General features: G+C 45.2%; 22 protein-coding genes, 2 tRNA genes and 1 pseudogene. 18 read left to right on the top strand and 7 right to left on the bottom strand.

The window, feature by feature from the left end:
- The first annotated feature begins 8 nt into the window (after positions 1 to 8).
- From cmk to pyrF, 7 genes are all read left to right on the top strand, one after another.
- Positions 9 to 689, top strand: a complete 681-nt coding sequence (cmk, locus tag JK130_RS14000; protein WP_218354948.1) for a (d)CMP kinase — start codon at positions 9 to 11, stop codon at positions 687 to 689.
- 112 nt (positions 690 to 801) lie between these two features.
- Complete coding sequence (gene rpsA / locus JK130_RS13995) at positions 802 to 2,472, top strand: 30S ribosomal protein S1 (protein ID WP_218354947.1); 1,671 nt, start codon at positions 802 to 804, stop codon at positions 2,470 to 2,472.
- An 87-nt stretch (positions 2,473 to 2,559) separates the two neighbouring features.
- The gene (gene ihfB / locus JK130_RS13990) at positions 2,560 to 2,847 is read left to right on the top strand and encodes an integration host factor subunit beta (RefSeq protein WP_218354946.1); all 288 of its coding nucleotides are present in this window, start codon (positions 2,560 to 2,562) and stop codon (positions 2,845 to 2,847) included.
- Between the two features lie 186 nt (positions 2,848 to 3,033).
- A complete protein-coding gene (locus JK130_RS13985; RefSeq protein WP_218354945.1) occupies positions 3,034 to 5,400 on the top strand; it encodes a PilZ domain-containing protein in 2,367 nt (788 codons plus the stop codon).
- A 96-nt stretch (positions 5,401 to 5,496) separates the two neighbouring features.
- Positions 5,497 to 5,754, top strand: coding sequence for a LapA family protein (locus tag JK130_RS13980; protein WP_218354944.1), 258 nt, complete (start codon positions 5,497 to 5,499; stop codon positions 5,752 to 5,754).
- Between the two features lies 1 nt (position 5,755).
- Complete coding sequence (lapB, locus tag JK130_RS13975; RefSeq protein WP_218354943.1) at positions 5,756 to 6,925, top strand: lipopolysaccharide assembly protein LapB; 1,170 nt, start codon at positions 5,756 to 5,758, stop codon at positions 6,923 to 6,925.
- Between the two features lies 1 nt (position 6,926).
- Complete coding sequence (pyrF, locus tag JK130_RS13970; protein ID WP_218354942.1) at positions 6,927 to 7,631, top strand: orotidine-5'-phosphate decarboxylase; 705 nt, start codon at positions 6,927 to 6,929, stop codon at positions 7,629 to 7,631.
- 69 nt (positions 7,632 to 7,700) lie between these two features.
- On the opposite strand, the gene ald is transcribed toward pyrF, so the two are convergent.
- Positions 7,701 to 8,831, bottom strand: coding sequence for an alanine dehydrogenase (gene ald, locus JK130_RS13965; RefSeq protein ID WP_218354941.1), 1,131 nt, complete (start codon positions 8,829 to 8,831; stop codon positions 7,701 to 7,703).
- A 124-nt stretch (positions 8,832 to 8,955) separates the two neighbouring features.
- On the opposite strand from ald, the gene lrp reads away from it, so the two are divergent.
- The 7 genes from lrp (at position 8,956) to dps (ending at position 16,979) form a co-directional block, all read left to right on the top strand.
- The gene (lrp, locus tag JK130_RS13960; RefSeq protein ID WP_218354940.1) at positions 8,956 to 9,441 is read left to right on the top strand and encodes a leucine-responsive transcriptional regulator Lrp; all 486 of its coding nucleotides are present in this window, start codon (positions 8,956 to 8,958) and stop codon (positions 9,439 to 9,441) included.
- Between the two features lie 180 nt (positions 9,442 to 9,621).
- Positions 9,622 to 12,285, top strand: a complete 2,664-nt coding sequence (locus JK130_RS16785) for a DNA translocase FtsK (protein WP_218354939.1) — start codon at positions 9,622 to 9,624, stop codon at positions 12,283 to 12,285.
- Positions 12,286 to 12,292: 7 nt separating this feature from the next.
- On the top strand, positions 12,293 to 12,913 hold the full coding sequence (gene lolA, locus JK130_RS13950; protein WP_218354938.1) for an outer membrane lipoprotein periplasmic chaperone LolA: 621 nt from the start codon (positions 12,293 to 12,295) through the stop codon (positions 12,911 to 12,913).
- Complete coding sequence (locus tag JK130_RS13945; RefSeq protein WP_218354937.1) at positions 12,913 to 14,223, top strand: replication-associated recombination protein A; 1,311 nt, start codon at positions 12,913 to 12,915, stop codon at positions 14,221 to 14,223. Before lolA ends, JK130_RS13945 begins: the two co-directional genes overlap by 1 nt.
- Before the next feature lie 3 nt (positions 14,224 to 14,226).
- Positions 14,227 to 14,610 carry a fluoride efflux transporter CrcB gene (gene crcB / locus JK130_RS13940; RefSeq protein ID WP_218354936.1) on the top strand — a complete coding sequence of 128 codons (384 nt, stop codon included), beginning with the start codon at positions 14,227 to 14,229 and terminating at the stop codon, positions 14,608 to 14,610.
- A gap of 10 nt (positions 14,611 to 14,620) precedes the next feature.
- Positions 14,621 to 15,916 (top strand): serine--tRNA ligase, encoded by a 1,296-nt coding sequence (gene serS, locus JK130_RS13935; protein WP_218354935.1) that lies wholly within the window; start codon positions 14,621 to 14,623, stop codon positions 15,914 to 15,916.
- Between the two features lie 535 nt (positions 15,917 to 16,451).
- Positions 16,452 to 16,979, top strand: coding sequence for a DNA starvation/stationary phase protection protein Dps (dps, locus tag JK130_RS13930; protein ID WP_343211006.1), 528 nt, complete (start codon positions 16,452 to 16,454; stop codon positions 16,977 to 16,979).
- 221 nt (positions 16,980 to 17,200) lie between these two features.
- On the opposite strand, the gene JK130_RS13925 is transcribed toward dps, so the two are convergent.
- Genes JK130_RS13925 through JK130_RS13905 form a run of 5 tightly spaced genes read right to left on the bottom strand, consistent with a single transcriptional unit; the run spans position 17,201 to position 19,250 of the window.
- Positions 17,201 to 17,542: a TusE/DsrC/DsvC family sulfur relay protein gene (locus JK130_RS13925; protein ID WP_218354933.1), complete on the bottom strand. Its 342-nt coding sequence runs from the start codon at positions 17,540 to 17,542 to the stop codon at positions 17,201 to 17,203.
- A gap of 3 nt (positions 17,543 to 17,545) precedes the next feature.
- Positions 17,546 to 17,809: a DsrH/TusB family sulfur metabolism protein gene (locus JK130_RS13920; RefSeq protein WP_218354932.1), complete on the bottom strand. Its 264-nt coding sequence runs from the start codon at positions 17,807 to 17,809 to the stop codon at positions 17,546 to 17,548.
- Entirely contained in the window at positions 17,809 to 18,156 is a 348-nt protein-coding gene (locus JK130_RS13915) for a DsrE family protein (protein ID WP_218354931.1), read from the bottom strand. The genes JK130_RS13920 and JK130_RS13915 overlap by 1 nt, the downstream gene beginning before the upstream one ends.
- Positions 18,156 to 18,536, bottom strand: a complete 381-nt coding sequence (gene tusD / locus JK130_RS13910; protein ID WP_218354930.1) for a sulfurtransferase complex subunit TusD — start codon at positions 18,534 to 18,536, stop codon at positions 18,156 to 18,158. The genes JK130_RS13915 and tusD overlap by 1 nt, the downstream gene beginning before the upstream one ends.
- Before the next feature lie 48 nt (positions 18,537 to 18,584).
- Positions 18,585 to 19,250, bottom strand: a complete 666-nt coding sequence (locus JK130_RS13905; protein ID WP_218354987.1) for a Bax inhibitor-1/YccA family protein — start codon at positions 19,248 to 19,250, stop codon at positions 18,585 to 18,587.
- A gap of 251 nt (positions 19,251 to 19,501) precedes the next feature.
- Here JK130_RS13905 and JK130_RS13900 point away from each other — a divergent pair.
- The 4 genes from JK130_RS13900 (at position 19,502) to JK130_RS13885 (ending at position 23,353) form a co-directional block, all read left to right on the top strand.
- Positions 19,502 to 19,593, top strand: a tRNA-Ser gene (locus tag JK130_RS13900).
- A 92-nt stretch (positions 19,594 to 19,685) separates the two neighbouring features.
- Positions 19,686 to 19,777: transfer RNA gene (locus tag JK130_RS13895), tRNA-Ser, on the top strand.
- A 338-nt stretch (positions 19,778 to 20,115) separates the two neighbouring features.
- A complete protein-coding gene (ovoA, locus tag JK130_RS13890; protein ID WP_218354929.1) occupies positions 20,116 to 22,212 on the top strand; it encodes a 5-histidylcysteine sulfoxide synthase in 2,097 nt (698 codons plus the stop codon).
- A 115-nt stretch (positions 22,213 to 22,327) separates the two neighbouring features.
- Positions 22,328 to 23,353: an aminotransferase class I/II-fold pyridoxal phosphate-dependent enzyme gene (locus JK130_RS13885; protein ID WP_218354928.1), complete on the top strand. Its 1,026-nt coding sequence runs from the start codon at positions 22,328 to 22,330 to the stop codon at positions 23,351 to 23,353.
- Between the two features lie 423 nt (positions 23,354 to 23,776).
- Here JK130_RS13885 and JK130_RS13880 read toward each other — a convergent pair.
- Positions 23,777 to 24,054, bottom strand: a pseudogene (locus tag JK130_RS13880) (hypothetical protein); the annotation flags it as partial.

Genomic DNA, 24,054 nt, shown 5'->3' with positions numbered 1-24,054 from the left:
GAGCAGGTATGCATCCGATTCCCGTAGTCACGGTTGATGGCCCAAGCGGTGCCGGTAAAGGAACGCTTAGTAGCCTTCTTGCAGAAAAGCTAGGATGGCACTTTCTAGACAGTGGCGCGATTTATCGCGTACTGGCCGTGGCAACACTGCATCATGATATTCCAGCCGAAGATGAAGAGTCTATTGTCCCTTTGGCTACCTGCCTGGATGTTAGCTTTGAAACTGATGCAGATGTTATTCGTATTATTTTAGAAGGTGAGGATGTCACCGATGATATCCGAACAGAGCAGGTAGGCGCGGTCGCCTCTAAAGTAGCTGCACTTCCCAGAGTACGCGAAGCATTGCTGCGCCGTCAGCGAGGTTTTCAACACGAACCGGGGTTGGTGGCTGATGGTCGCGATATGGGGACGGTGGTTTTTCCAAATGCCCAGGTGAAGCTATTTTTAACGGCCAGCGCAGAGGCACGCGCGCAGCGTCGTTATGAACAGTTGAAAGCCAAAGGGATGGATGTTAACATTGCGCGCCTTTTAACCGATATTAAAGCTCGGGACGAACGCGATACCAATCGTAGTGTTGCCCCTTTAATACCGGCAGAAGATGCGGAAATAATTGATTCGACTGACCTGGATATTACCCAAGTCTTTGACCAAGCAATGGAAGTTATCTCTTCTCGTCTCAGCAATATGTGAGCAGTATAGCGCCATTGCAGTTAGCCGTAACAGGATGTAACGGTATATATTAATAACCCCACGTTAACCGGATTGTAATGTGGATTTCAACTGTATTTAATTAAAAGACCTTATGACTGAAAATTTTGCACAACTTTTTGAAGAAAGCCTACAAGAACTTGAAACCCGTCCGGGTTCGATCGTAAAAGGTACTGTTGTTTCTATCGATAAAGATATCGTACTGGTAGACGCAGGCTTAAAATCAGAAAGTGCTATTCCAGCAGACCAATTTAAAAACGCCGAAGGCGAATTAGAAATCGAAATTGGCGATACTGTTGACGTTGCACTTGATGCAGTAGAAGACGGCTTTGGTGAAACTATTCTTTCTCGTGAAAAAGCCAAGCGCCATGAAGCGTGGGTTGAGCTTGAAAAAGCATACGAAGAAAAAGAAACCATCACAGGTGTTATCAACGGTAAAGTTAAAGGCGGTTTCACTGTTGAAGTTAACAGTGTACGTGCGTTCTTACCAGGTTCTCTGGTTGATGTTCGTCCGGTTCGCGATACTACGCACCTTGAAGGCAAAGAGCTTGAGTTTAAAGTAATCAAGTTAGATGCTAAGCGTAATAACGTAGTCGTTTCTCGTCGTGCCGTTATCGAAGCTGAAAACAGCGCCGAGCGTGAGTCATTGCTGGCTAACCTTGAAGAAGGTCATGAAATTAAAGGTATCGTTAAGAACCTGACAGACTACGGTGCGTTCGTAGATCTGGGCGGTGTTGACGGCCTGCTACACATCACAGATATGGCTTGGAAGCGAGTTAAGCACCCAAGTGAAATTGTGAATGTTGGCGATGAAATTAATGTGAAAGTTCTGAAGTTCGACAAAGAGAAACAACGTGTATCTCTTGGTATGAAGCAGATGGGCAACGATCCATGGCAGGACATTTCACAACGTTACCCAGAAGGCACTAAGATTTCTGGCCAGGTAACTAACCTGACTGACTACGGCTGTTTCGTTGAAATCGAAGACGGTGTTGAAGGTCTGGTACACGTTTCTGAGATGGATTGGACTAACAAAAACATTCACCCGTCTAAGGTTGTTAACCTGGGTGACACTGTTGAAGTTATGGTTCTTGAAATTGACGAAGAACGTCGTCGTATTTCTCTGGGTCTTAAACAGTGTATTGATAATCCTTGGGAAACGTTTGCTAAGTCACACGAAAAAGGTGACAAAGTTACTGGTAAGATCAAGTCAATCACTGACTTCGGTATCTTTATCGGTCTTGATGGTGGCATCGACGGTTTAGTTCACTTGTCTGATATCAGCTGGAATAAATCTGGCGAAGAAGCCGTACGTGATTACAAGAAAGGCGACGAGATTTCTGCAGTGGTATTGCAGGTCGACCCAGAACGTGAGCGTATTTCTCTTGGCGTGAAGCAGATTGAAGAAGACCCGTTCAACAAGTATCTTGCTGATAACAAGAAAGGTACTATTGTTGTCGGTACGGTCACCGAAGTTGACGCTAAAGGCGTAACGGTAAATCTTGCTGAAGAAGTTGACGGCTACATTCGGGTTGCCGATTTAGCACGTGACCGTGTTGAAGACGCATCTGAAGTGGTTAACGTTGGTGAATCAATCGAAGCGAAATTTATGGGCGTAGATCGTAAGAACCGCGCTGTTAACCTGTCTGTTAAAGCAAAAGACCAGGCTGACGAGAAAGACGCAATCGAGAAAGTTAACCAGCAAGACGATGGTGGCTTCGGAAGCGCTATGGCAGAAGCATTTAAAGCTGCTAAAGGCGAATAATCCGGTAAAGTGCGCCAGATTGGAAAATCTGGCGTATACTTGATTTGCAGTTGTTGTTTAGATTTTATTTTTGACAAAGAGGTTTATATGACCAAGTCGGAACTGATTGAGCGGCTCGCAGATCAATATCGTCACCTTCCTGCAAAAGACTTAGAATTGGCGATAAAAGAGCTGCTTGAACAAATGGCGCAAACCCTGCAAAAGGGTGAGCGGATAGAAATTCGTGGATTTGGTAGCTTTTCTCTTCACTACCGGGCGCCAAGAACGGGACGTAACCCTAAAACCGGCGATACAGTCGAGTTAGAAGGTAAATATGTTCCGCACTTTAAGCCCGGCAAAGAATTGCGGGAGCGGGTTGACGCTTCTATCGCATAATTGCTTTATAAAAACCGCAGTTTTAACTGCGGTTTTTTTATGCCCAGAATTTATTGGTTGCCGAATGCTTTACGCTATTTAATACTTTTTTATGAATTATTTTCACCGGATAAGCGGTGATTAGTTGACCACTAAAATTAAATAGTTATATATTAACCGCCGCCTACAATAATAATAACGATGGCCATGGCTGGCGAAGAAGCACAAGTAATTAAACAATATCATGCTTTGATTCGAGCATTGATACCTTATGAACAGGAAAACCGTTTGCTCGAAGGGCTAAACCGCTTTTCGGGTCGTATTCCTACCAATGTTCGCAAGACTATTCGTGATGAAGTTACCCGGTTAACATCGTTGACCGATGCTCCAGCAGATAACTCGCACTTCGCACAGTTTCCGGTATTCAAATTCAAACACTTCGGTATTGATATGCGCCTCGATAAAGTGGGTGCAAATATACTGAAAACAGAATCTTCATTGTATCAAAACCGCTATACAGTAGGGGTTTTTGAATCACTTACGAATTCAGAATTTTATCAGGCTCAGATAAAGAAAGAGCAATACCGGAAAATAGTCGATGCATTTACTATTGAAAGCCAGTCGCAAAGTGATATTCAATTTGGTAATGACATTGCTATAGCACCTAATTTTCAGATTGCTTGTAACGATTTTGATAAAGGCCGAAGCAGTACGGTTACATCACTAAGTTACGACAAGGTAGTGACTGAAACCAAAAGGCCACCTAAAGCCAAAGAGGGGGAGGTTTACGAATTCACATTGCCCGAAGTCTTTTTGCAAAACAAAGACACTACCGTTAGCTACAAACTGGATAAACTCACATTTAACAAAGAAACCGATAGATACGAAAGCCACTTTTCTATCGACGCACAGGTAAATGAGAAAACCCGCGCGCATATAAAAAAATACATCGAAAGTAATACCTATCAGCAACCACTTAAGCGCGAATTAGAATTAGAACGTGCGATGCAAGATTTGGAGCGAGACCGCATTGTTGCCAATAGCCCCTGGGTTGCAATACAAGTTAACAATGAGAATGGAGTCTTAACGCCCAGGTCCGCCTTATTTACCAAAAAAAACCAGCACTACAATAAGGGATTTACTTCTCTGGCGGCGTTTTCTGGAAAACATAATTTTGAACTATTAACAAAAGAACTTGAGACATTTAATGAAGCTTTTTTGCTATGTGGCGAAATAACAACCCGGCGCGGTACCCTGAAGATAAACGCGACTCATAGGCAGCTTCTGGCCTCGAATTTGTTTATTCCTGTCTTACATTTACTTAGCAAAAGCAAAGGTTTTCAATGCTATCAATGCCGCTGGGTGAAAACCTCTGCTGATATTAAAAATGTTGCTTTTGCGATGCATGATATAGCTCTTAACCAACATGAAGAATTAAACCGCTGCTCAAACCTCCTATTTTTCACTGATATTAGTCATCAAATTGACCCATTGGGTCTAACCGAAGCTTGTCAGATGGGACCGGTACATCAAAACCTGCAAGCCGATAACCATTTGTGGGATATCCAGGTGGTTATGGATGATAATTTGGACCGCCGTCAGGAAGCCAGGTATGAAGTAGAAAAAAACGCAACCATTAAGCTTGGGCTGTTGCGTTCGGTAAACGCAACAGTGTTGGATGTGTCTTTAAAAGGGATCAGAGTAAAACTTAATGAGCCGGATACAAATTTATTGCCGGCAGTGCTGAAAGTCAGTATTGCAGACCTGAAGATTAAAAATGAAAAGTACCAGGTAGTACATTATTGTGAAAAGCGGCAAATTGTACGCCTGAAAACGGTGGAAAAAACTTCGTCTGCTTTTGCGCTATTTATTAATGAGAACCCTTCATATTTTAAACCTCGCGACGCGGCAAGAATGAGCCGCAATCGCTATCGATTTATATGGGAGATGGCCGTAAGAGAACATCCTTCAGCCTCATTACTGTGTGTAGCGAACCGGTTTTTGCTAGATCGTATTAAAACCTTATATCTGACAGACAGTTCACAGGATCTCTATCCATTCAATCAAGAGAACAATATTGCGCCGCTGCACGGTTTTTTTGCAGATCAAGGACAAAGTAAGCCCAAATCGGCGTTACTACAACGCTTGTTAAAAGCCGAAATCAATCAGACCTCTGTCATTCATTGTCAGCGTAAATCAGACAATAAACTTGTTTATGTTAACTATGCTGATTATTGCTACAAAGCTATACGGCAGCAAATGATTCGCCACCTTGCCGAAGATAAAATAGAACTGTGTGCTACCCGGGTTGAGGTTCAGCGCTGTGCTGAAACATCACCGTCTTTGATTAAAAAGCGATTAGCTTTATTGTCAAAAGTAGATAAAAATTTCTATGAACGGCTATTAAATATGCAAAGTGCCTATACCCATATTATTTATCTGACTAATGAGTCGGTATTACAAACTGCTATTCTGGCAGGTCGATTGCGACCTATTCCTCAACCACCGGCTTCTAAGTCTACCGAAGTCGCTGCAAATCAAAGTTTACCCCGCGGCGTTAAAAAGACCTCTTAAGGTTTACATTTACACTGTTTTTTGCGAACAATACATATCAACACGGCGTTCAATTTGCTATGCTCAGTAGCACTTTAGGTTCTTAAGGGTCAGGCATTGAAAGGAATTTTTTCACTTTTAATTATTGTGGTTTTGTTAGTATTAGCGTTTGCTATAGGCTCTCAAAACGAATCAGTGATATCAGTTAATTATTTAATTGCTCAAGCACAAATGCGTGTATCCACGCTTATTGCTATAGCGCTGATGATAGGTGTAACAATTGGCTTTCTGATTATGCTTACCAGCTGGCTGAGTTTACGCCTTCAACTGACGACGACCCGTAGCCGTTTGAAGAAAGCACTGAAAGAACACTAACATGCTAGAGCTGCTGTTTCTTTTACTTCCTGTTGCTGCTGGTTATGGCTGGATTATGGGCCGTAATAGTGTGCGTCAGGCGCAGCGTGAACAATCTAGTATTCTTTCTAAACATTATTTTCGTGGCTTAAATTTTTTACTGTCAGATCAACCCGATAAAGCGGTCGACACCTTGATCAAAATGATCAACCTGAACAGTGATACGGTAGAGACCCACATAGCCATGGGAAACTTCTTTCGCCATCGTGGAGAAATTGACCGGGCTATTCGCGTACATCAAAATCTGGTAGCTAAAGAAGAAATCCAAACTACGCAACGTGAAAACGCCCTTAAAGAACTGGGTATGGATTATGTTCAGGCCGGTTTTTTAGAGCGCGCCGAAAATGCCTTTTTGCAATTGCTAAATAGTGATAAGCACTACGTTATTGCCCGTCAGCAACTTTTCAATATTTATCAGACCACCAAAGAATGGCATCGCGCCATAGAGCTTGCCGAGCGTATGGTCGAGTGTCACGGTGATAATGATGATGTTAGTGAGCGTCTTGCCCATTTTTATTGCGAACAAGCGCTCATAGAACAGCGAGCAGAAGAGCACAGACAAGCTTTGGGTTTATTGCAAAAAGCCGTTAATGCTGATGAGCGCGCAGTCAGGCCCTGGCTTATGCTGGGCGATATCGCTTTGCAACAGCAACGGTATGACGATGCCATTGAATACCTTCTGCAAGTGGCCGAACGTGATATTAGCTGGTTTAGTGAAGCGGTTCCAAAATTAGAGACTATAGCCCAGGAAACCGGCGAATGGCGACGTTTTGCTGAAGAACTGGAGTCGCATTGGCAAGAGTGTGCTACCTCTTATCTGGCGATGGTAGATGTCATGCTGCGAGAAGGTGAGACCGGCTCGGCTGCAGAGTATTTGTTAGATCAGTTACGCAAACGTCCTACAATGAAGGGGTTCAAAACCCTTATGAGTTTGTATATTGACCAGGTGCAAGATCAGGCGTCAGCAGACAGTTTAAAATTACTAAAAGAGTTGGTTGAAAACCAGATAGCACTACGCCCGAAATACCGCTGTGTCAGTTGTGGTTTTTCAGGACGCAAGTTGTATTGGCTGTGTCCTTCCTGCAAGAAGTGGAATGTTGTAAAGCCAATAAAAGGATTAGACGGAGAGTAACGTGAGCGCAGAAGATCCCAAAGTCATAGTGGCACTAGATTATGATAATAAAGAGCAGGCATTAAACTTTCTGAAGCAGGTTGATCCTACCGTCTGCCGCTTGAAAGTTGGAAAAGAAATGTTCACGCTGTTTGGGCCTGAGTTTGTCAAAACGCTGGTTGATAAACAGTTTGATGTATTTTTAGATCTGAAATTTCATGATATTCCCAATACGGTTGCCAAGGCATGTAAGGCAGCGGCCGAGCTGGGCGTGTGGATGGTCAACGTGCACGCAAGCGGTGGCAAACCTATGATGCTGGCGGCGCGAGAGGCAATTGATAAAAGTGCTCACCCTCAGACAAAACTTATCGCGGTGACGGTACTCACCAGTATGGACCAGGCCCAGCTTGATGATGTCATTGGTCACACCACTACAGATGAACAGGTGAAAAAGCTGGGCTTATTGGCTCAGGCGGCGGGTTTAGATGGTGTCGTATGCTCAGGCCACGAAGCATCGATGTTACGAAGTTGTACCTCAGACCACTTTTTACTGGTAACCCCAGGCATCCGTCCTGAGGGAAGCAATACAGGCGATCAAAAACGGATCATGACGCCGACTCAGGCTATGAGCAGCGGGGTAAGCTATCTGGTTATGGGGCGACCTATCACTCAGGCAGCTCAACCCTCGGCCGCGTTAGCCAGGATTAATCAAAGCCTGCATAACTAAAAGCAATACAAACAAAAAAAGCCCGTTATAGGGCTTTTTCATTATTGGTTTGTCCCATCCTGGATAGGCTTATCTGCGCAATGCTTCTTCAGCAGGCACATAGGTAAGATTTAATTTTTCGCCTAATGCATCAACGACTGCTTTGTAGGTCACTTTACCTTCATGAGTATTCAGACCAGCGCGTAGGTGGGCATCATCCAGCATCGCTTTGACGGGGCCTTTGTTCGCCAGGGCTAACCCAAATGGTAAGGTAGCATTATTCAGCGCCATAGTTGAAGTACGCGCCACACCGCCAGGCATGTTAGCTACACAGTAATGCACCACATTATCAATAACGTAGACAGGGTCTTGATGCGTAGTAGCTCTAGAAGTCTCAAAGCACCCGCCCTGATCAATGGCAACATCAACCAGTACCGAGCCAGGTTTCATGGCTGCAATTTGTTCGCGATTAAGCAGTTTTGGAGCGGCCGCGCCAGGAATAAGAACCGCGCCTACTACCAGGTCAGCGTGTGATGAATAATGCTCAATGGCATCAACAGTAGAAAATACGGTTTTCACCCGGCCAGAAAAAATATCATCAAGCTGACGCAAACGGGGCAAAGAACGGTCTAAAATAGTAACATCTGCGCCTAAACCTAACGCCATTTTTGCCGCGTTAGTGCCCACGACACCACCACCGATAACCAGCACCTTGCCAGGCGCTACACCCGGAACGCCACCTAACAATGTACCCGAGCCACCCTGAGCTTTTTGCAGATAATGTGCACCCGCCTGAACCGACATGCGTCCGGCAACTTCGCTCATCGGTGCTAACAATGGCAAACCGCCATGACTGTCAGTAACGGTTTCATAGGCTATACAAGTTGCACCAGACTCTACCAACAGACGAGTCTGCTCTGGGTCGGGGGCCAGGTGAAGGTAAGTATAAAGGGTTTGGCCTTTGCGTAGCATTTTACATTCGTTAGGCTGAGGTTCTTTCACTTTTACAATCATTTCTGCTTCAGCGAAAACCTGTTGAGCAGAACCGGCAATGGTCGCACCCGCTTCTTTGTACATCTCGTCGGTAAAACCAATGGCGTCTCCGGCGATGGTCTCTACCAACACCTGATGCCCGTGGGTTACAAATTCCTTCACCGCAGCAGGCGTTAATCCCACCCGGTATTCATGATTCTTAATTTCCTTCGGTACACCTACCAACATAACTTGCCTCATAATTTTTGATTTATGTGGGCGCAGTATACTGGTTATGAAATCGAAGTATGTGCTGAAAATTATGCCAGGGCAGGGTATTATACTGTAAAAAGCGGAAACAACAGGATTTACTGTGCTAGTCAAAACCCCCAAAGATGTTGACAGAATTGATCGTAATATTCTGACCGTATTACAGCGCGACGGTCGCATCTCTAATGTAGAGCTGGCAAAAGTGGTAGGGTTAAGTGCCAGTCCATGTCTGGAGCGTGTACGCAGGCTCGAAAATCAAGGGTATATTACCGGCTACCATGCCACCGTAGACCCCAACAAATTAGGCGCGGCAATGCTGGTGTTTGTTGAGATCACCCTGAGTAAAACCTCGGTAGACATCTTCGCCGAATTTTCTGCTGCGGTACAACAGCATGAAGACATCCAAGAATGTCATTTGGTATCAGGCGATTTTGATTTTCTGTTAAAAACCCGGGTGGCAGATATGTCGAGTTATCGAAAGCTGTTAGGCGATACGCTATTGCGTTTGCCTGGGGTTAGCGAATCGCGTACTTATGTAGTCATGGAAGAGGTTAAAAGCACCAGTCGGTTGCGAATTAACCTGAAATAATAAATCTGTGTTTTTGTACAGCTTTATAATAGGTGCAAAGTTTAACTTTGTGTTAGGCTTTGCCACAATAGAGTAGAACCGTAGCCAGTCTTAATGGGCCATACACGCCTTTAAGGTCATGGATGCTGATGTTTTTAACGTGCGTAGCTGCACCATAACGGTTGATAAGATTTGAGAGATATGGCGCGACTTTCCGGAATTCAGCGTTTGCTGGAAGCAGGTATGATCATTGCCTGCGTGTTTGCTTTTTATTTGTTGCTGGCACTGGCCTCTTTTCATCCTGGCGACCCAGGGTGGAGTCAGGCTGGTTTACAATTAGACATTCATAACTGGGTGGGGGCGACTGGCGCCTGGATTGCCGACTTGCTGCTGTTTAGTTTTGGCTTTCTAGCCTATTTATTGCCGTTCTGTAGTGCTTTTTTAGGCTGGTTTTTATTTCAGCATGTTAAACACATCCAGGAATTTGATTATCTGACTATTGGCCTTAGAATTATCGGGGCGTTGCTCATCTGCCTTGGCATCTCAGGCATTGCCAGTGTCAATTTTAACGATTTGTTTAATTTTTCGGCCGGCGGTTTTGTTGGTGATGTTATCAGCTCTGCGCTTATTCCATATTTTAATACACCCGGAACGGTACTGTTACTGCTGTGTTTCTTTTGTACCGGTTTCACGCTGCTGACGGGGATTAGCTGGCTGACTATAATCGATAGTACGGGCCAGTGGGTCTTATGGTCGGGTCGTAAATTAATAGAGGCACCGGCGCAGATACTCGATATACAAATGCCACGTTTAGCACTGCCGTCGCTGGGTAAAAAAGAATCGTCCGGATACAGTGACGAGCTGGATATTACCAGTATGCGCGCCGAGCCGCATGCAGTTCGCTCTGGCCCTGAACCAACCAGCGCTTCAAAAACCCGTGAAGAGCCCACTTTTGGCATTCCTGATGAAGTGTTTGAATTTGACGACGAAACTCCAACTTTTGAGCAGCCTGAACCGCAGGTAACTGCAACTAATCAAGCCAATAACCCGACCAAAACTGAGACCCAGTCACCACAGCAACCCAGAAACAGCAATTCAGGTGCTGCTTTGCATGGTGATAGGGTAGCGCAGGGCCATAGCGAGCCCGAGGCACCGGCTATAGCTGAGTCCGCCGCAGCGTCTGACAAATCCCGGTTTTCATTATCATCATTAAAAGAAAAAATGAAAGGCAGCGCGACCCCGCCCGATTCGGCCTTAGCAGAAGAGTCTCAGGCGGCTAAACTGGTGGATAATATTGCCGATAGCAGTCAGCAATCTAAACGAGCGGGGCAGGGCGGCGCGCAGGAGCCTGGCAATGAGACCACAGACGTAGCGCCCATGCCTTCCTTCGATTTACTTGAACGGCCCGATAAACATGAAAATCCAATTACCCAGGAAGAGCTTGATGCAGTTTCCAGACTGGTAGAAGAAAAGCTGGCCGACTTTAATATTGAAGCCAATGTGGTTGGAGTATATCCCGGACCGGTTATCACACGCTTTGAATTAGACCTTGCCCCTGGCGTTAAGGTAAGCAAAATTACCGGCTTATCGAAAGATTTGGCGCGCGCAATGTCAGCTATTTCGGTGCGGGTTGTGGAAGTGATTCCGGGCAAGTCGGTAATAGGGCTGGAGTTGCCTAATAAAACACGTGAAATGGTGCGTCTGAGTGAAGTAATCAGTTGCGAAACTTTCCAAAGTAACCCATCTGCACTCACTATGGTGTTGGGTTCAGACATTAGCGGAAAACCCGTGGTGGTCGATTTGGCGAAAATGCCTCACGTTTTGGTTGCTGGTACTACCGGGTCTGGTAAGTCGGTGGGGGTCAACGTGATGATATTGAGCCTGCTGTATAAGTCGACCCCAGAAGATGTTCGAATGATTATGATCGACCCCAAAATGCTCGAATTATCGGTGTATGAAGGCATACCGCATTTACTTTCAGAAGTGGTCACTGATATGAAAGAGGCGGCTAATGCCCTACGTTGGTGTGTAGGCGAGATGGAACGGCGCTATAAGCTTATGTCCGCGTTAGGCGTAAGAAATTTAAAAGGTTACAACGCTAAAATAGCGCAGGCAATTGCTGACGGTAATCCAATTAAAGATCCATTATGGCGGGCCGAAGAAAGTATGGATACCGCACCGCCTGACCTTGAAAAGCTACCGGCCATTGTGGTGGTGGTTGACGAATTTGCCGATATGATGATGATTGTAGGCAAAAAAGTTGAAGAACTGATCGCTCGTATCGCCCAAAAAGCCCGGGCTGCCGGAATACATCTGGTATTAGCTACCCAAAGGCCGTCGGTCGATGTCATTACCGGCTTAATCAAAGCCAATATTCCTACCCGGATTGGTTTTCAGGTTTCCAGTAAAATAGATTCAAGAACGATATTAGATCAGCAAGGGGCCGAGGCCTTGCTGGGGATGGGTGATATGTTGTACTTGCCGCCGGGCAGCCCGGTACCGACGCGGGTGCATGGTGCATTTGTAGATGACCATGAAGTACACGCTGTGGTGGCCGACTGGAAGAAACGCGGTGAGCCCGAGTACATTGATGAGATATTAAACGGTGAGACTTCGGCCGAAGTTCTGTTACCCGGTGAGCAGCCAGAAGGCGCCGACCAGGAAGTTGACGAATTTTATGATGAAGCCGTGGCCTACGTCACCGAAAGCCGCCGGGCCAGTGTCTCGGGTGTCCAGCGCAAATTCCGTATCGGATACAACCGGGCCGCAAGATTAGTCGAACAAATGGAAGCTAGCGGTGTCGTAAGTTCACCCGGCCACAATGGCAATCGTGAAGTAATGGCGCCGCCCCCGCCTAAGGATTAATAATACAATGAACTTTTTTTCCAGATTAGTACTTGCCGGCGCGTTAAGTACAACAGTTTTTTCTGCTTTAGCCGACGAGCAGGCAAAGCAGGCTTTGCAACAGCGGCTCAATCAGATGCAGCAGTTTCGAGCCGACTTTTCGCAACAGGTAACAGACCTGCAAGGCAATACAGTGCATCAGGCTAATGGTCAGCTGACTATGGCACGCCCCGACAAACTCAGGTGGCAAACAAAGTCACCGGACGAAACCTTACTGATTGCAGATGGACGGGCGGTTTGGAACGTGGACACGTTTGTTGAGCAGGTGACTATTATTGAGCAAAGCCGGGCAATAGAAAATAACCCTATTATATTGCTCACCAGTAACGACAGTGAAAAATGGCAACAGTTTCGTATTACTCAGCCTCATGAAGACACATTCACCGTTACTCCTAAAAACAGTGATAGCCAAATTCAACAACTTCAGCTTGTGTTTGATGAACATAGCTTAGTAGCCCTGAGTATGAAAGATGCGCAAGAGCAAACCAGCGAGTTAAAATTTACAGCGATCGAAACACAATTTACGCCACAGCTGTCAAATTTTGAGGTGACTATTGATGATACTTACACCATAGACGACCAGCGTTAATGCTTTTTAAAGACGAAGAGCCTTTTGCTCCGCTGGCAGCAAGAATGCGACCGGTGACGTTAGATGAGTACTCGGGTCAGTCACATTTGGTAGGGGCAGACAAACCGCTGCGTAAAATGCTGGAGGCGGGTCATTGTCATTCCATGATTTTATGGGGGCCTCCCGGCACTGGCAAGACAACGTTGGCTGAATTAATTGCTAGCTACACTCATGCTAATGTTATTCGGTTATCCGCGGTTACCTCAGGGGTTAAAGAGGTTCGCGCTGCAATGGATAAAGCCCAGGAAGACGTGCGCTATAATCAGCGTACCTTGCTGTTTGTTGACGAAGTTCACCGTTTCAACAAAAGTCAGCAAGACGCCTTTTTGCCGTATGTTGAATCGGGTACGGTAACCTTTGTGGGTGCAACCACCGAAAACCCGTCATTTGAGCTGAACAAAGCACTGCTGTCACGTGCCAGGGTTTACGTACTAAAAGCGTTGGCCGAAGACGATTTACACGCGTTACTTGAACGTGCCCTACAAGACTGTGATAAAGGGTTGGGGCAACGCGGCTTAGACATCGCTGAAGACGCTCGCAGCGCGCTTATCGGCCTGAGTGGGGGTGATGCCCGCCGTCTGCTGACCAATTTAGAGCTGGCCGCCGACTTTACCAGCGACACCACTATTGTGCTGGCGGATATCGAACAAGCTGTGGGTGAAAAAGTGGCAGCGTACGATAAGCAGGGCGATGCTTTTTATGACCTTATTTCAGCCTTTCACAAGTCGGTACGTGGGTCCGACCCTGACGCTGCTTTATATTGGTATGCGCGCATTTTGAATGGCGGAGGAGATGCCCTGTATGTTGCCAGACGGTTATTGGCTATTGCTTCAGAAGATATCGGAAATGCCGACCCGCGAGCCCTGCAACTGTGCCTGAATGCATGGGATACATATCATCGGGTCGGACCGGCTGAGGGTGAACGTGCGATTGCCCAGGCCAGCGTATACTGCGCACTCGCGGCAAAAAGCAATGCGGTTTATAAAGCCTTCAGTGCCGCTAAAAAATTAGCGCGCGAGGCCCCGGATTATCCTGTTCCTGACCATCTTCGCAATGCACCTACTAAACTAATGAAAGAATTAGGTCATGGCGAAGGTTATCGATACGCCCACGACGAACCGAATGCATTTGCTGCCGGTGAAATATATCTGCCTCCCGAATTGCAACAGGAAAGGTTGTACGAACCGGTTGACCGGGGCCTCGAAAAACAACTCAAAGCAAAACGTGATTATCTTTATAATCTGAATAGTCAGGCAACACGGAAACGTTAAATTATGAGCGCCACAGTGGTTTTATACGGCTATATTGCTGCAGGAGGCGCGCTGGGAGCTTGTTTACGTTACTTTCTGACCAGCCAGGTTGATTCGTGGTTTGGAAAAAGCCTGCCATTTGGTACACTTGCGGTGAATATTCTTGGTTCGTTTTGTCTGGCGCTGGTATACGGCCTGTTTGAACGACAGGAGCTGGCAGAGACACCTTACCGGGCGTTTATCGCCGTTGGATTATTAGGCGCTCTGACTACATTTTCAACATTTTCAATAGACACTCTGGCCCTGCTACAAAGTGGCTTATGGATGAAAGCTGCATTGAATGTCATTTTCAATGTAGGCATCTGTTTGCTGGCGGGAGGGTTGGCCATGACCATAATCAAAGGATAATTATAAGCACATGTTAGATCCCAAGTTTTTGCGAAGTGATATAGAAGCAACAGCTAAACGGCTTGAAAGCCGTGGTTTTAAGCTGGATGTTAACGCGTTTAATAAACTCGAAGAACAGCGTAAATCACTGCAAAGTCAAATGCAGGAATTGCAAAACGAACGGAATGTGCGAAGTAAGTCCATTGGTAAAGCAAAATCACAGGGCGAAGATATTGCGCCGTTACTGGCCGAAGTGGGCAAATTGGGTGATGAACTGGATGCCACTAAAGCAGAATTTGCGAAAGTTCAAGAGCAGGTTACCGAGCTAACCCAGGGCATTCCAAATTTGCCTCATGACAGTGTGCCGATAGGCGCCAATGAAGAAGAAAATGAAGAAGTGACCCGCTGGGGCACCCCTGCAAAGTTCGATTTTGAGCCAAAAGATCATGTAGATATTGCAGAAGGTCTTAACCGTGGGGCCGACTTTGAACTTGCTGCTAAGTTAACTGGTAGTCGCTTTGTGGTAATGCGGGGTGCAATCGCGCGTATGCATCGGGCCCTGGCTCAGCTTATGCTTGATACGCACACTGCTGAGCATGGCTATGAAGAAATGTATGTACCTTATCTGGTCAATCATGACAGCCTTTATGGTACCGGCCAACTTCCAAAGTTTGGCGAAGACCTGTTTCATACTCAGCCTGCAACCGAAGAAGGACAGGGACTGTCATTAATTCCCACCGCCGAGGTGCCTTTAACGAACATTGGTCGTGATGAAATTTTTAATGCCAGTCAGCTGCCTTTAAAGCTCACCGCGCATACGCCCTGTTTTCGCAGTGAAGCGGGTTCGTACGGTCGCGATACCCGCGGTTTAATTCGCCAGCACCAATTTGAAAAAGTTGAATTGGTACAACTGGTAAAGCCTGAAGACAGTTTTAATGCGCTTGAAGAGCTGACCGGTCATGCGGAAACTATTTTACAAAAGCTGGAACTGCCTTATCGCAAGATGTTGTTGTGTACCGGAGACATGGGCTTTGGTGCCTCTAAAACCTATGATTTGGAAGTATGGCTTCCGGCTCAGAATACCTATCGCGAAATTTCTTCATGTTCAAATATGCTGGATTTTCAGGCTCGTCGGATGCAGGCTCGCTACCGCAGTGCTGAAGGGGCCAAACCCGAATTATTACATACGTTAAATGGCTCGGGTCTGGCGGTGGGCAGAACATTAGTCGCCATTCTCGAGAATTATCAGCAGGCTGATGGCAGTGTAAAAGTACCTGAGGCACTGGTTAATTATATGGGTGGCGTGACCCATATAAAAGCAATGTGAATGCGCATAAATAAGCCGCACAGACAATGAGACAAATTATTGGCTTCATTGTCTGTGCGGCCCTTCCTCGCTAAGTATCTTTTGAATATATACAGGGTAAAAAACCTACCTGATTTACTGGCGCTTATTATCCCCCTGTGATTAATCCACCTACAGTTTTGCCACTAACAAGCCTGCGGCCAGATTTTTTTAAACCATGCGGATAAACAAGGCCTATATAGCTTACCGACTATAAAATGTTCTGTTGTTGGCTGAGCGCTTAGGTTCGCGAGCCGCGTAGGGTACAGAATCTATTGCTGCTCGTACTTTTTAAAGCCCGGTATTTTTCAACCCGTTTCTCACTCAGCGGCTACTTGATACTCAATAAAATTTACAGATAGTTTGCAGCTTTTGCGATTTTTGATTTTTACTTGTTGTGTATGCAGTAGGCTAATGATGGCTGAACCACTGATAGCAGGGGGTATGCAGAGCAATGATGAAAACAGGCACATGCATTGCACCTGATATTATTATGTAATGTTATATACGCATTCAAATTGCGAAAACAGGAGAAGCTATGAGTAATAATATTGAGTTCACCGCTCCAGGTATGGATAACGAATCGGCGAAGCGTACTATTGATATTCTTCAGCAACGTTTGACCGCACTGTTAGATCTTCAACTAACGTTGAAACACATACACTGGAACGTAGTAGGGCCTAATTTTATCGGCGTACATGAGATGCTCGATCCTCAGGTCGACTCGGTACGTGGTATGACTGACACATTGGCCGAGCGTATCGCTACATTAGGCGGCGTGCCGAAAGGGACACCTAAATCTATTGTAGATGCCCGTAGTTGGGACGATTACGATTTAGGCAGAGCATTGGTTAAAGATCACCTGATAGCGCTGGATAATGTATACAAAGGCGTTAACGGCGATCACCGCAAAGCATTAGAAGAGCTTAGCGAGATAGATCCCGTGTCAGAAGATATGATCACAGGTCAGCTTGCAGACTTAGAGCAGTATCAATGGTTTGTCCGCGCGCATCTTGAATCGTCGACAGGCGAGCTTAAAAGCTAAAATTCATTGATCCCCGTATATCAGTTGATAGCAATATTACTATGAAAAAGCCCAATGAAGTTCATTGGGCTTTTTTTTGAGTCGGGATTAGAAGTGCGGCTAACGACTAGCCAAGACACTTTCAGCTTTTCGAGACGCCTACGTCAATCCACTCAGCTTCTTTCTTTCTATCATTCAATGATGTTCACTAAAATATAGCTAAATTTGCAGGATTGAACACGCTAAAGGCATTTAGCGGGCTTTGGCAGCCCGGCCAGACGGGTTGCTTGCTTTGCCGGGCCCTTTGGAAACAAGCGCTGTAAATACCGGCTATTGCCTTTCTCGGGCCCATAAGATTGTTTCATTGCGTTTACCAATGCCCGTATAGCCGGGCTGGTATCGTAGTCCATATAAAATTGGCGAACAAAGCGAATAACCAGCCAATGGTCTTCTGTTAGCTGTATGTTCTCCTCTTCAGCCAGCCTGGGCACCATGTCTTCGTGCCAGTCTGAAACATTTTGAAAATAGCCGTTTTTATCTAGTACAATTTGCTGATCCTGCCAATTGAAATATGCTTGTTCCATTTTTTACCATTTAATCCAGGTAGAATATTTTTCGTTTAACCTGACCAGTTCATCTGAGCTGACCGCTTTATAACCACAGCTTACGGCGACACCGCGGGCCAACGCATCGGGCTCATACACCACTATTTGCGCTTGCAGGTCGGCCATACCACATATTGTCAGGTAGACCGCGTCAGACATCAGCAAAACAACATCATCCTGGGTAAGCGCACTCAATTGTTGATTAAGGTCGTAATTTACATTGTTGTATTGAAGTACCATTAGCATTAGAAAGTCACCACGTGTGTTGCTTCTTTAATAAGCTCTACAATACGGGCATTGTCTACCAACATACCTTGACTAGTAGGTATATCAATACAATGAGTGGCAGCTGCAGACTGGCTCACATAGCAAGGTTCAACTTCAAATAATGGCAGTGCCCTGAGCTTTTTTTGGATATTCTTTACACCCACAGGGGGTTGTTGATTGCTTTGCCACATCCATACCGCATCGCCTTCGAATAAGACCGATACCTTATGTCCATAATTTGTCGCCGACATGGCAAATTCAAGTCCATCGATAGCATGACTGTTCTGATAGGGGCTATGGGTAAATCGAACCAATATACGTGCCATTAGAATTGCACCAGCTTATTGCACTGGTGAAGAGCTGAAAAAAATTCGCCTAAACCCGCCTGTTCAAACGGCTTGTGCAAATTATGCATGTCGTCTTTAGCTTCATCAGCGCTGACTACACCCCGTTTTATCGCCGCGGTAATGCACACTAACAGTTGACATTGAGTCGCATGATGCAGGTTGCACCAATGATGGTAGGTGGCATGTTCGTCGCTGGGGGCCAGGTTAAGGGCATTAGCATGCAATACTCCTTCGCCATAAAAAAAAATGTTGTCAAGGTGATGGCCTTGCAACTGAAGATTTTGTGCAAATTGCTGAGCAGCAATAGTTTGTGTTACATCAGAAGGAGAATGCGTAATCAATAATGAATAGGTAGTCATACAAATAAAAACACCCCGGCAGGCGGGGTGTTTTCCTTGTTATAAAATTTAGTCGTCGCCGCCAAATACACCTAAAAGATGCAACATAGAGGTGAACAGGTTATAAATGTTCAGGTACAAAGCAACCGTAGCACGCAGGTAATTGGTTTCACCACCATTGATGATACGACTGGTATCAAACAGGATAAGTCCTGACATGATAAACACGATTGCCGCATTCAACGCCAGTGTAACTGCGGGTACCGCAAAGAAGATATTGGCGATTCCGGCTACAATAACAACGACCAGACCCACCATTAAGAAGCCGCCTAAGAAGGAGAAGTCTTTTTTAGTGGTCAGGGCATAACCCGATAGCGCAAAAAATACTAATGCAGTAGCGCCTAACGCTTGCATGATTAAAAGAGGACCACCTACGTTCAGGTAATAAGAAAGGGTGTACCCAAGTGACGCCCCCATAAGACCTGTGAAGGCAAACACCCAATAAATGCCCGAGGCAGATTCAGCCTTTTTATGTACTACAAATAGCGTAATGAATGCACCTATCATCATCACCAGTGATTGAATAGCTGTTACACCCACTGCCATAGCAACACCCGCACAAGCAGCACTAAAGGCCAGCGTCATTGCCAATAGCATGTAAGTGTTTCGTAGCACTTTGTTAGTTTCCAGCACCGACTGCTGTGATGCATTAGCATACATCGAACGGTTATCCATCATTCCCTCCAACAGGATTAAAAACAGCAAAAAACAGTAAGTTTTCTATTTGAGTCATTTGTATGGGTTTTGGTTCCCAAATTCAAGTATTTCTAATGATATATTATACGAAATATTTTGCTCCTGGGATGAAAAATAATCAATAAGATTAAGACATCCATCAAATTGGCTAAATCACCACCAGTTAAAACTTTTTTTCAAATTACCTCTTTACAGCACGCAAAATTTCATTAAGATACGCATCTCTTGCCGGAGAGGTGGCAGAGCTCGGTTTAATGCACCTGACTTGAAATCAGGCGAAGGGTCAAACCTTCCGGGGGTTCGAATCCCTCCCTCTCCGCCAACTTATTATAGAATAGCGCATAGCGATATTCACAGTGTAATAGCGATAAGTTTTACACTCGTTAACTTTAATCAGGTTAACACACAATTTATGGAGAGGTGGCAGAGCTCGGTTTAATGCACCTGACTTGAAATCAGGCGAAGGGTCAAACCTTCCGGGGGTTCGAATCCCTCCCTCTCCGCCATATAAAAAAAGCCCACCTTTTGGTGGGTTTTTTTATGGAGGTAATAAAGTATAAATTAGGGTGATTTATTATACCCCGGTTGCTTCTATGTCTTTCTTTGCTGATCTCAATCATTTATTATTTTCGTATTAACTTACCTGTTTATTCTGAGCGTTGTAGCTTTGCCGCGTATTATAAGACCAACTGACTGACCACAGTTGTTTATAAGACCAACTGACTGACCACAGTTGTTTGTACCTGCGATATCGCACACCAATTTACTTTCACTGTTCTGCGAGTTTCTCATCCTCAGAAATGAGCGTAGTTCAGTTTTGCGGCTTTTAGTAAGAGGAAGTACCATGAATGTCATTCATACCCCCAACCTGCACGAGGGAACCGTTGCACAAAAACGCGCAGAATTGTTGGCGTATTTTCATGACTCATTTGATACCTATGAAAGCCTGTTCACAAATTTAAACAGCGACGAAGCGTTTTATCAGCGTCCAGATAACCTCAGACACCCATTGATTTTCTATTATGGCCATACGGCTACCTTTTTTATCAACAAATTAATGCTGGCAAAGCTAATTAATGAGCGAATTGACCCGGAATTCGAATCGTTATTTGCTATTGGCGTTGATGAAATGAGCTGGGATGATTTAAATGAAGCTCACTATGACTGGCCCGATGTCGCTAAAGTAAAAGCCTACCGTTCAGCGGTTCGTGAGAAGGTAAGTGATATTATCAGCAATATTGAATTTTCGTTGCCTATAAATTGGCAGAGTCCGATGTGGACGCTGGTGATGGGCATCGAGCATGAGCGTATACATCTGGAAACCTCCTCGGTGCTTATTCGTCAGCTTGATTTGAGGTTTATTAAACCGCAGCCTCAATGGTTGCCAAGTGATATTCACTGCGATGCCCCTGCTAACACATTGCGATCGGTAAGACAGGGAGAGGTGAAGAACGACAAATCAGTCAAATCACCGTGGTATGGCTGGGACAATGAATTTGGTTATCAACATGAAAACGTGCCTGAGTTTCAGGCGAGCCGATATTTGGTAAGTAATGCTGAATTTCTGGAGTTTGTTGAAGCGCAAGGCTATCACCGTTCAGAATTTTGGGAAGATGAAGGCTGGAAGTGGCGTGAATTCACGCAGGCCCGCCACCCGGTATTTTGGCGCAATACAGATAACGGATACGTGTACCGGGCGATGATAAAGGAAATGCCGCTACCTTTGAGCTGGCCAGTGGATGTAAATTATCATGAAGCCAAAGCTTTTTGTAATTTTAAAACAGCCCTGACGGGCGAGGATATTCGTCTGCCTACCGAGAATGAATGGCAGCGCTTGCGCGACGAAAGTGGATTAGATCAAATGCGCTTTCATGAAAATATGAATATCAACCTGGCCAGGGCGGCATCTTCCGAACCGGTAACAAAAAATGCGCATGGAGACTTTTTTGATGTTGCCGGCAATATTTGGCAATGGACCGAAACGCCTATTTATCCGTTTGATGGATTTCAGGTTCATCCAATATATGATGATTTCACCACGCCCACCTTTGATAATAAGCATAATTTAATAAAAGGTGGCTCGTGGATTTCAACAGGCAACGAGGCGACCCGCGATAGCCGATATGCCTTTCGGCGACACTTTTTTCAACATGCGGGTTTTCGGTATGTACAATCTGATAAGAAGATTTCTGTGAACGATTTTGATTATGAAAGCGACACTCAGGTGTCACAATACAGCGAATTTCATTATGGCCAGCAGTTTTTTGGCGTAGCTAATTTTGCTCAGCAATCGGCTAAATTATGTCTGGAATACACCAAAGGCCGTGCTCAGAACAAAGCCCTGGACTTAGGGTGTGCGGTAGGTCGCAGTTCATTTGAGCTGGCCCGACAGTTTGATGAAGTACACGGTATTGATTTTTCAGCCCGGTTTATTAAAACTGCTACGGATATGCAGGAGCGTAAAGAGCTGCGCTATACCTTGATAGACGAAGGCGAACTGACTTCATTTAAATCGCGCAAACTTAAAGACTTCGACCTTGAAGAGGTCGCCCATAAAGTATTCTTTTCCCAGGGCGACGCGTGCAATCTGAAATCTCAGTTCAGTGGTTATGATCTTATATTTTTAGGTAACCTGTTAGATCGGGTTTATTCACCCCGTAAGTTATCGACCGACATACAGCAGCGTCTGAACATGAATGGAATTCTGGTCGTCGCTTCGCCCTTTACCTGGCTAGAAGAGTATACCGAGCGAGATGAATGGCTAGGGGGCTATAAAGACAATACGGGTGAAACATTGACTTCAACCGCTGCTTTAGAGTCTGCACTCACTCATTGCAAACGTATAGGCGGACCAAAAAATATTGAATTTGTTATCCGTGAAACAAAACGCAAATTTCAGCACAGTATTTCTGAATTCAATATCTTTGAACGGGTGAAATAAGCTGTTTATTGACCGTAGCCACACCGGCTCGCTGAAATACGACGGTATTGAGCAAAAGTTTGGCGTCGTCGGTGATAATATTTTATCCATGTGGATTGCCGATATGGACGTGGCAATGCCACGCCCCGTCAGCCAGGCGATAACTAAGTATCTCCACTCTAAGCAAGTGGGGTATCAAAACGTCGATATCTGCTCTGCTGTTATTTCCTGGCTAAAACAGCAAGGAGTACCCGCATGTGACTCTTGGATAGTGCCCATAGCCAGCGTTGTCAACAGCCTTTGGCGGTGTATTGATATATTCTCTGAACCGGGAGATCGGATTGCGTTATTTTCACCGGTTTATGGACCTTTTTTTAATAGTATAACCGAGCAGCAGCGCGAGTTAGTCGAGCTAAACTGGCAATATAATGGCCAGACTTATCGCCCCGATATTGCCAATCTGCCTACCGATGTATCAATAATACTTATCTGCCAGCCAAATAATCCCACCGGCAGTGTTTGGAACTATGACGAGCTGGAGGCGTTAGCCCGGCATTGTAAACAGCATAACATTGTACTTATTAGCGACGAAGTACACCGGGATTTCGGGTTTGATACTCAGGTTAATAGCGTTCTCAATTTGCCAACGGAGTTACTTGAACGCTGCATCATGCTCGGTTCGCCCTCAAAAAGCTTTAATTTAGCGGGAATTGGGCCTGCAGCATATATCATCACAGCTAATTCAGGCATTAAGCACAGATTGGCGAAAGATGTGGAACGACACCATCAGCAGCCCAGCCCATTAGCCAGTATTGTCACAAATGCAGCCTGCAGTATGTGTGAAGATTGGTTTGACGCAGTGAAGCAGGCTATAGCCGCAAATCGTCATATAGTATCCACATCTAACCTGAGTGAACCATTTTCATTATACTTAGGTCCGGCAACTTATTTTGCTTGGCTGGACGCGAGCCGGTTAGGTGATAATGCAAAATATCTTATGCTTAACCACTACAAACTGGCACTGGGCGATGGTACTCAATTCGGTAAACCCGGCTATTTCCGTCTGAATTTAGCCACTCATCCTGAGGTTGTGGTTGAGGTACTAAAGCGTTTGAATTTCACGTGTAAAGATGTGGACACTCACACTTTAAATGGTAAATAGGTGGACACTCACTTAGGTTGGTGACAAATAGCTAGACACCCATTTGTGATAGTTTGAATTTTGCTTATAGCTACAACGCTCTGTTTGGTACTAACCATCTAAAATACCATGTAATTTCCCTTATACTTTCGATAAGTCGAAAATGGATTAACCTTGGACATCCATGTCGAATAGGCTAAACCATGGACATCCATATCGAGTTAATAAATTTAAGGACTCTCTTATTAAATCTCTTTAGATGTTTAAGATGAAATCTTGGGCTTCGGGGTCCGAAAACATGCGGTGCCGGGTACAATTATACCCAAACTTTTCTTAAAAAATTTCGATATAATAATTTAACTGAAGATATGATTTGCTTTTGCTAAAGAAAACTTTCACGGGTTAATTGTCATTTTTCTAAATGTGACAGAAGCTAGTGGATGTTTAGATAACTCGACGACGCTCACGCCCTAGCTTTTGAGTTGACTCATTTAGACTCACACGCGAGGTGAACCTGGTTTCAATGTTGTTAACTAACCAGAGCCAGTCTGTATTTGAAAGGCCTGTGTTTTCTGTTATGGGTAGAGAGCTTGTTATTCGTCCACGTTTTCGGGGCTGAAATTGTCGACCGGTTTGTTCGACTAGCTCGATATAATCTTTAAGCAGAAAAGGCAGGCCGGTAAGCCTGTTATTTTGGGCAGAGCCGATAAAAGGACTAAGCT

This window comes from Alteromonas lipotrueiana (assembly GCF_019249245.1).
GTDB classification, from domain to species: domain Bacteria; phylum Pseudomonadota; class Gammaproteobacteria; order Enterobacterales; family Alteromonadaceae; genus Alteromonas; species Alteromonas lipotrueiana.
The sequence above is the reverse complement of the archived record's forward strand: the minus strand, read 5'-3'. Positions and strand labels throughout refer to the sequence as shown.

Bases quoted from the DNA above. Each gene is read 5' to 3' on its own strand.
- cmk (WP_218354948.1), top strand. From the start codon at position 9: ATGCATCCGATTCCCGTAGTCACGGTTGATGGCCCAAGCGGTGCCGGT.
- rpsA (WP_218354947.1), top strand. From the start codon at position 802: ATGACTGAAAATTTTGCACAACTTTTTGAAGAAAGCCTACAAGAACTT.
- ihfB (WP_218354946.1), top strand. From the start codon at position 2,560: ATGACCAAGTCGGAACTGATTGAGCGGCTCGCAGATCAATATCGTCAC.
- JK130_RS13985 (WP_218354945.1), top strand. From the start codon at position 3,034: ATGGCTGGCGAAGAAGCACAAGTAATTAAACAATATCATGCTTTGATT.
- lapB (WP_218354943.1), top strand. From the start codon at position 5,756: ATGCTAGAGCTGCTGTTTCTTTTACTTCCTGTTGCTGCTGGTTATGGC.
- ald (WP_218354941.1), bottom strand. From the start codon at position 8,831: ATGTTGGTAGGTGTACCGAAGGAAATTAAGAATCATGAATACCGGGTG.
- JK130_RS16785 (WP_218354939.1), top strand. From the start codon at position 9,622: ATGGCGCGACTTTCCGGAATTCAGCGTTTGCTGGAAGCAGGTATGATC.
- lolA (WP_218354938.1), top strand. From the start codon at position 12,293: ATGAACTTTTTTTCCAGATTAGTACTTGCCGGCGCGTTAAGTACAACA.
- JK130_RS13945 (WP_218354937.1), top strand. From the start codon at position 12,913: ATGCTTTTTAAAGACGAAGAGCCTTTTGCTCCGCTGGCAGCAAGAATG.
- crcB (WP_218354936.1), top strand. From the start codon at position 14,227: ATGAGCGCCACAGTGGTTTTATACGGCTATATTGCTGCAGGAGGCGCG.
- serS (WP_218354935.1), top strand. From the start codon at position 14,621: ATGTTAGATCCCAAGTTTTTGCGAAGTGATATAGAAGCAACAGCTAAA.
- JK130_RS13925 (WP_218354933.1), bottom strand. From the start codon at position 17,542: ATGGAACAAGCATATTTCAATTGGCAGGATCAGCAAATTGTACTAGAT.
- JK130_RS13920 (WP_218354932.1), bottom strand. From the start codon at position 17,809: ATGCTAATGGTACTTCAATACAACAATGTAAATTACGACCTTAATCAA.
- JK130_RS13915 (WP_218354931.1), bottom strand. From the start codon at position 18,156: ATGGCACGTATATTGGTTCGATTTACCCATAGCCCCTATCAGAACAGT.
- tusD (WP_218354930.1), bottom strand. From the start codon at position 18,536: ATGACTACCTATTCATTATTGATTACGCATTCTCCTTCTGATGTAACA.
- JK130_RS13905 (WP_218354987.1), bottom strand. From the start codon at position 19,250: ATGGATAACCGTTCGATGTATGCTAATGCATCACAGCAGTCGGTGCTG.
- ovoA (WP_218354929.1), top strand. From the start codon at position 20,116: ATGAATGTCATTCATACCCCCAACCTGCACGAGGGAACCGTTGCACAA.
- JK130_RS13885 (WP_218354928.1), top strand. From the start codon at position 22,328: ATGCCACGCCCCGTCAGCCAGGCGATAACTAAGTATCTCCACTCTAAG.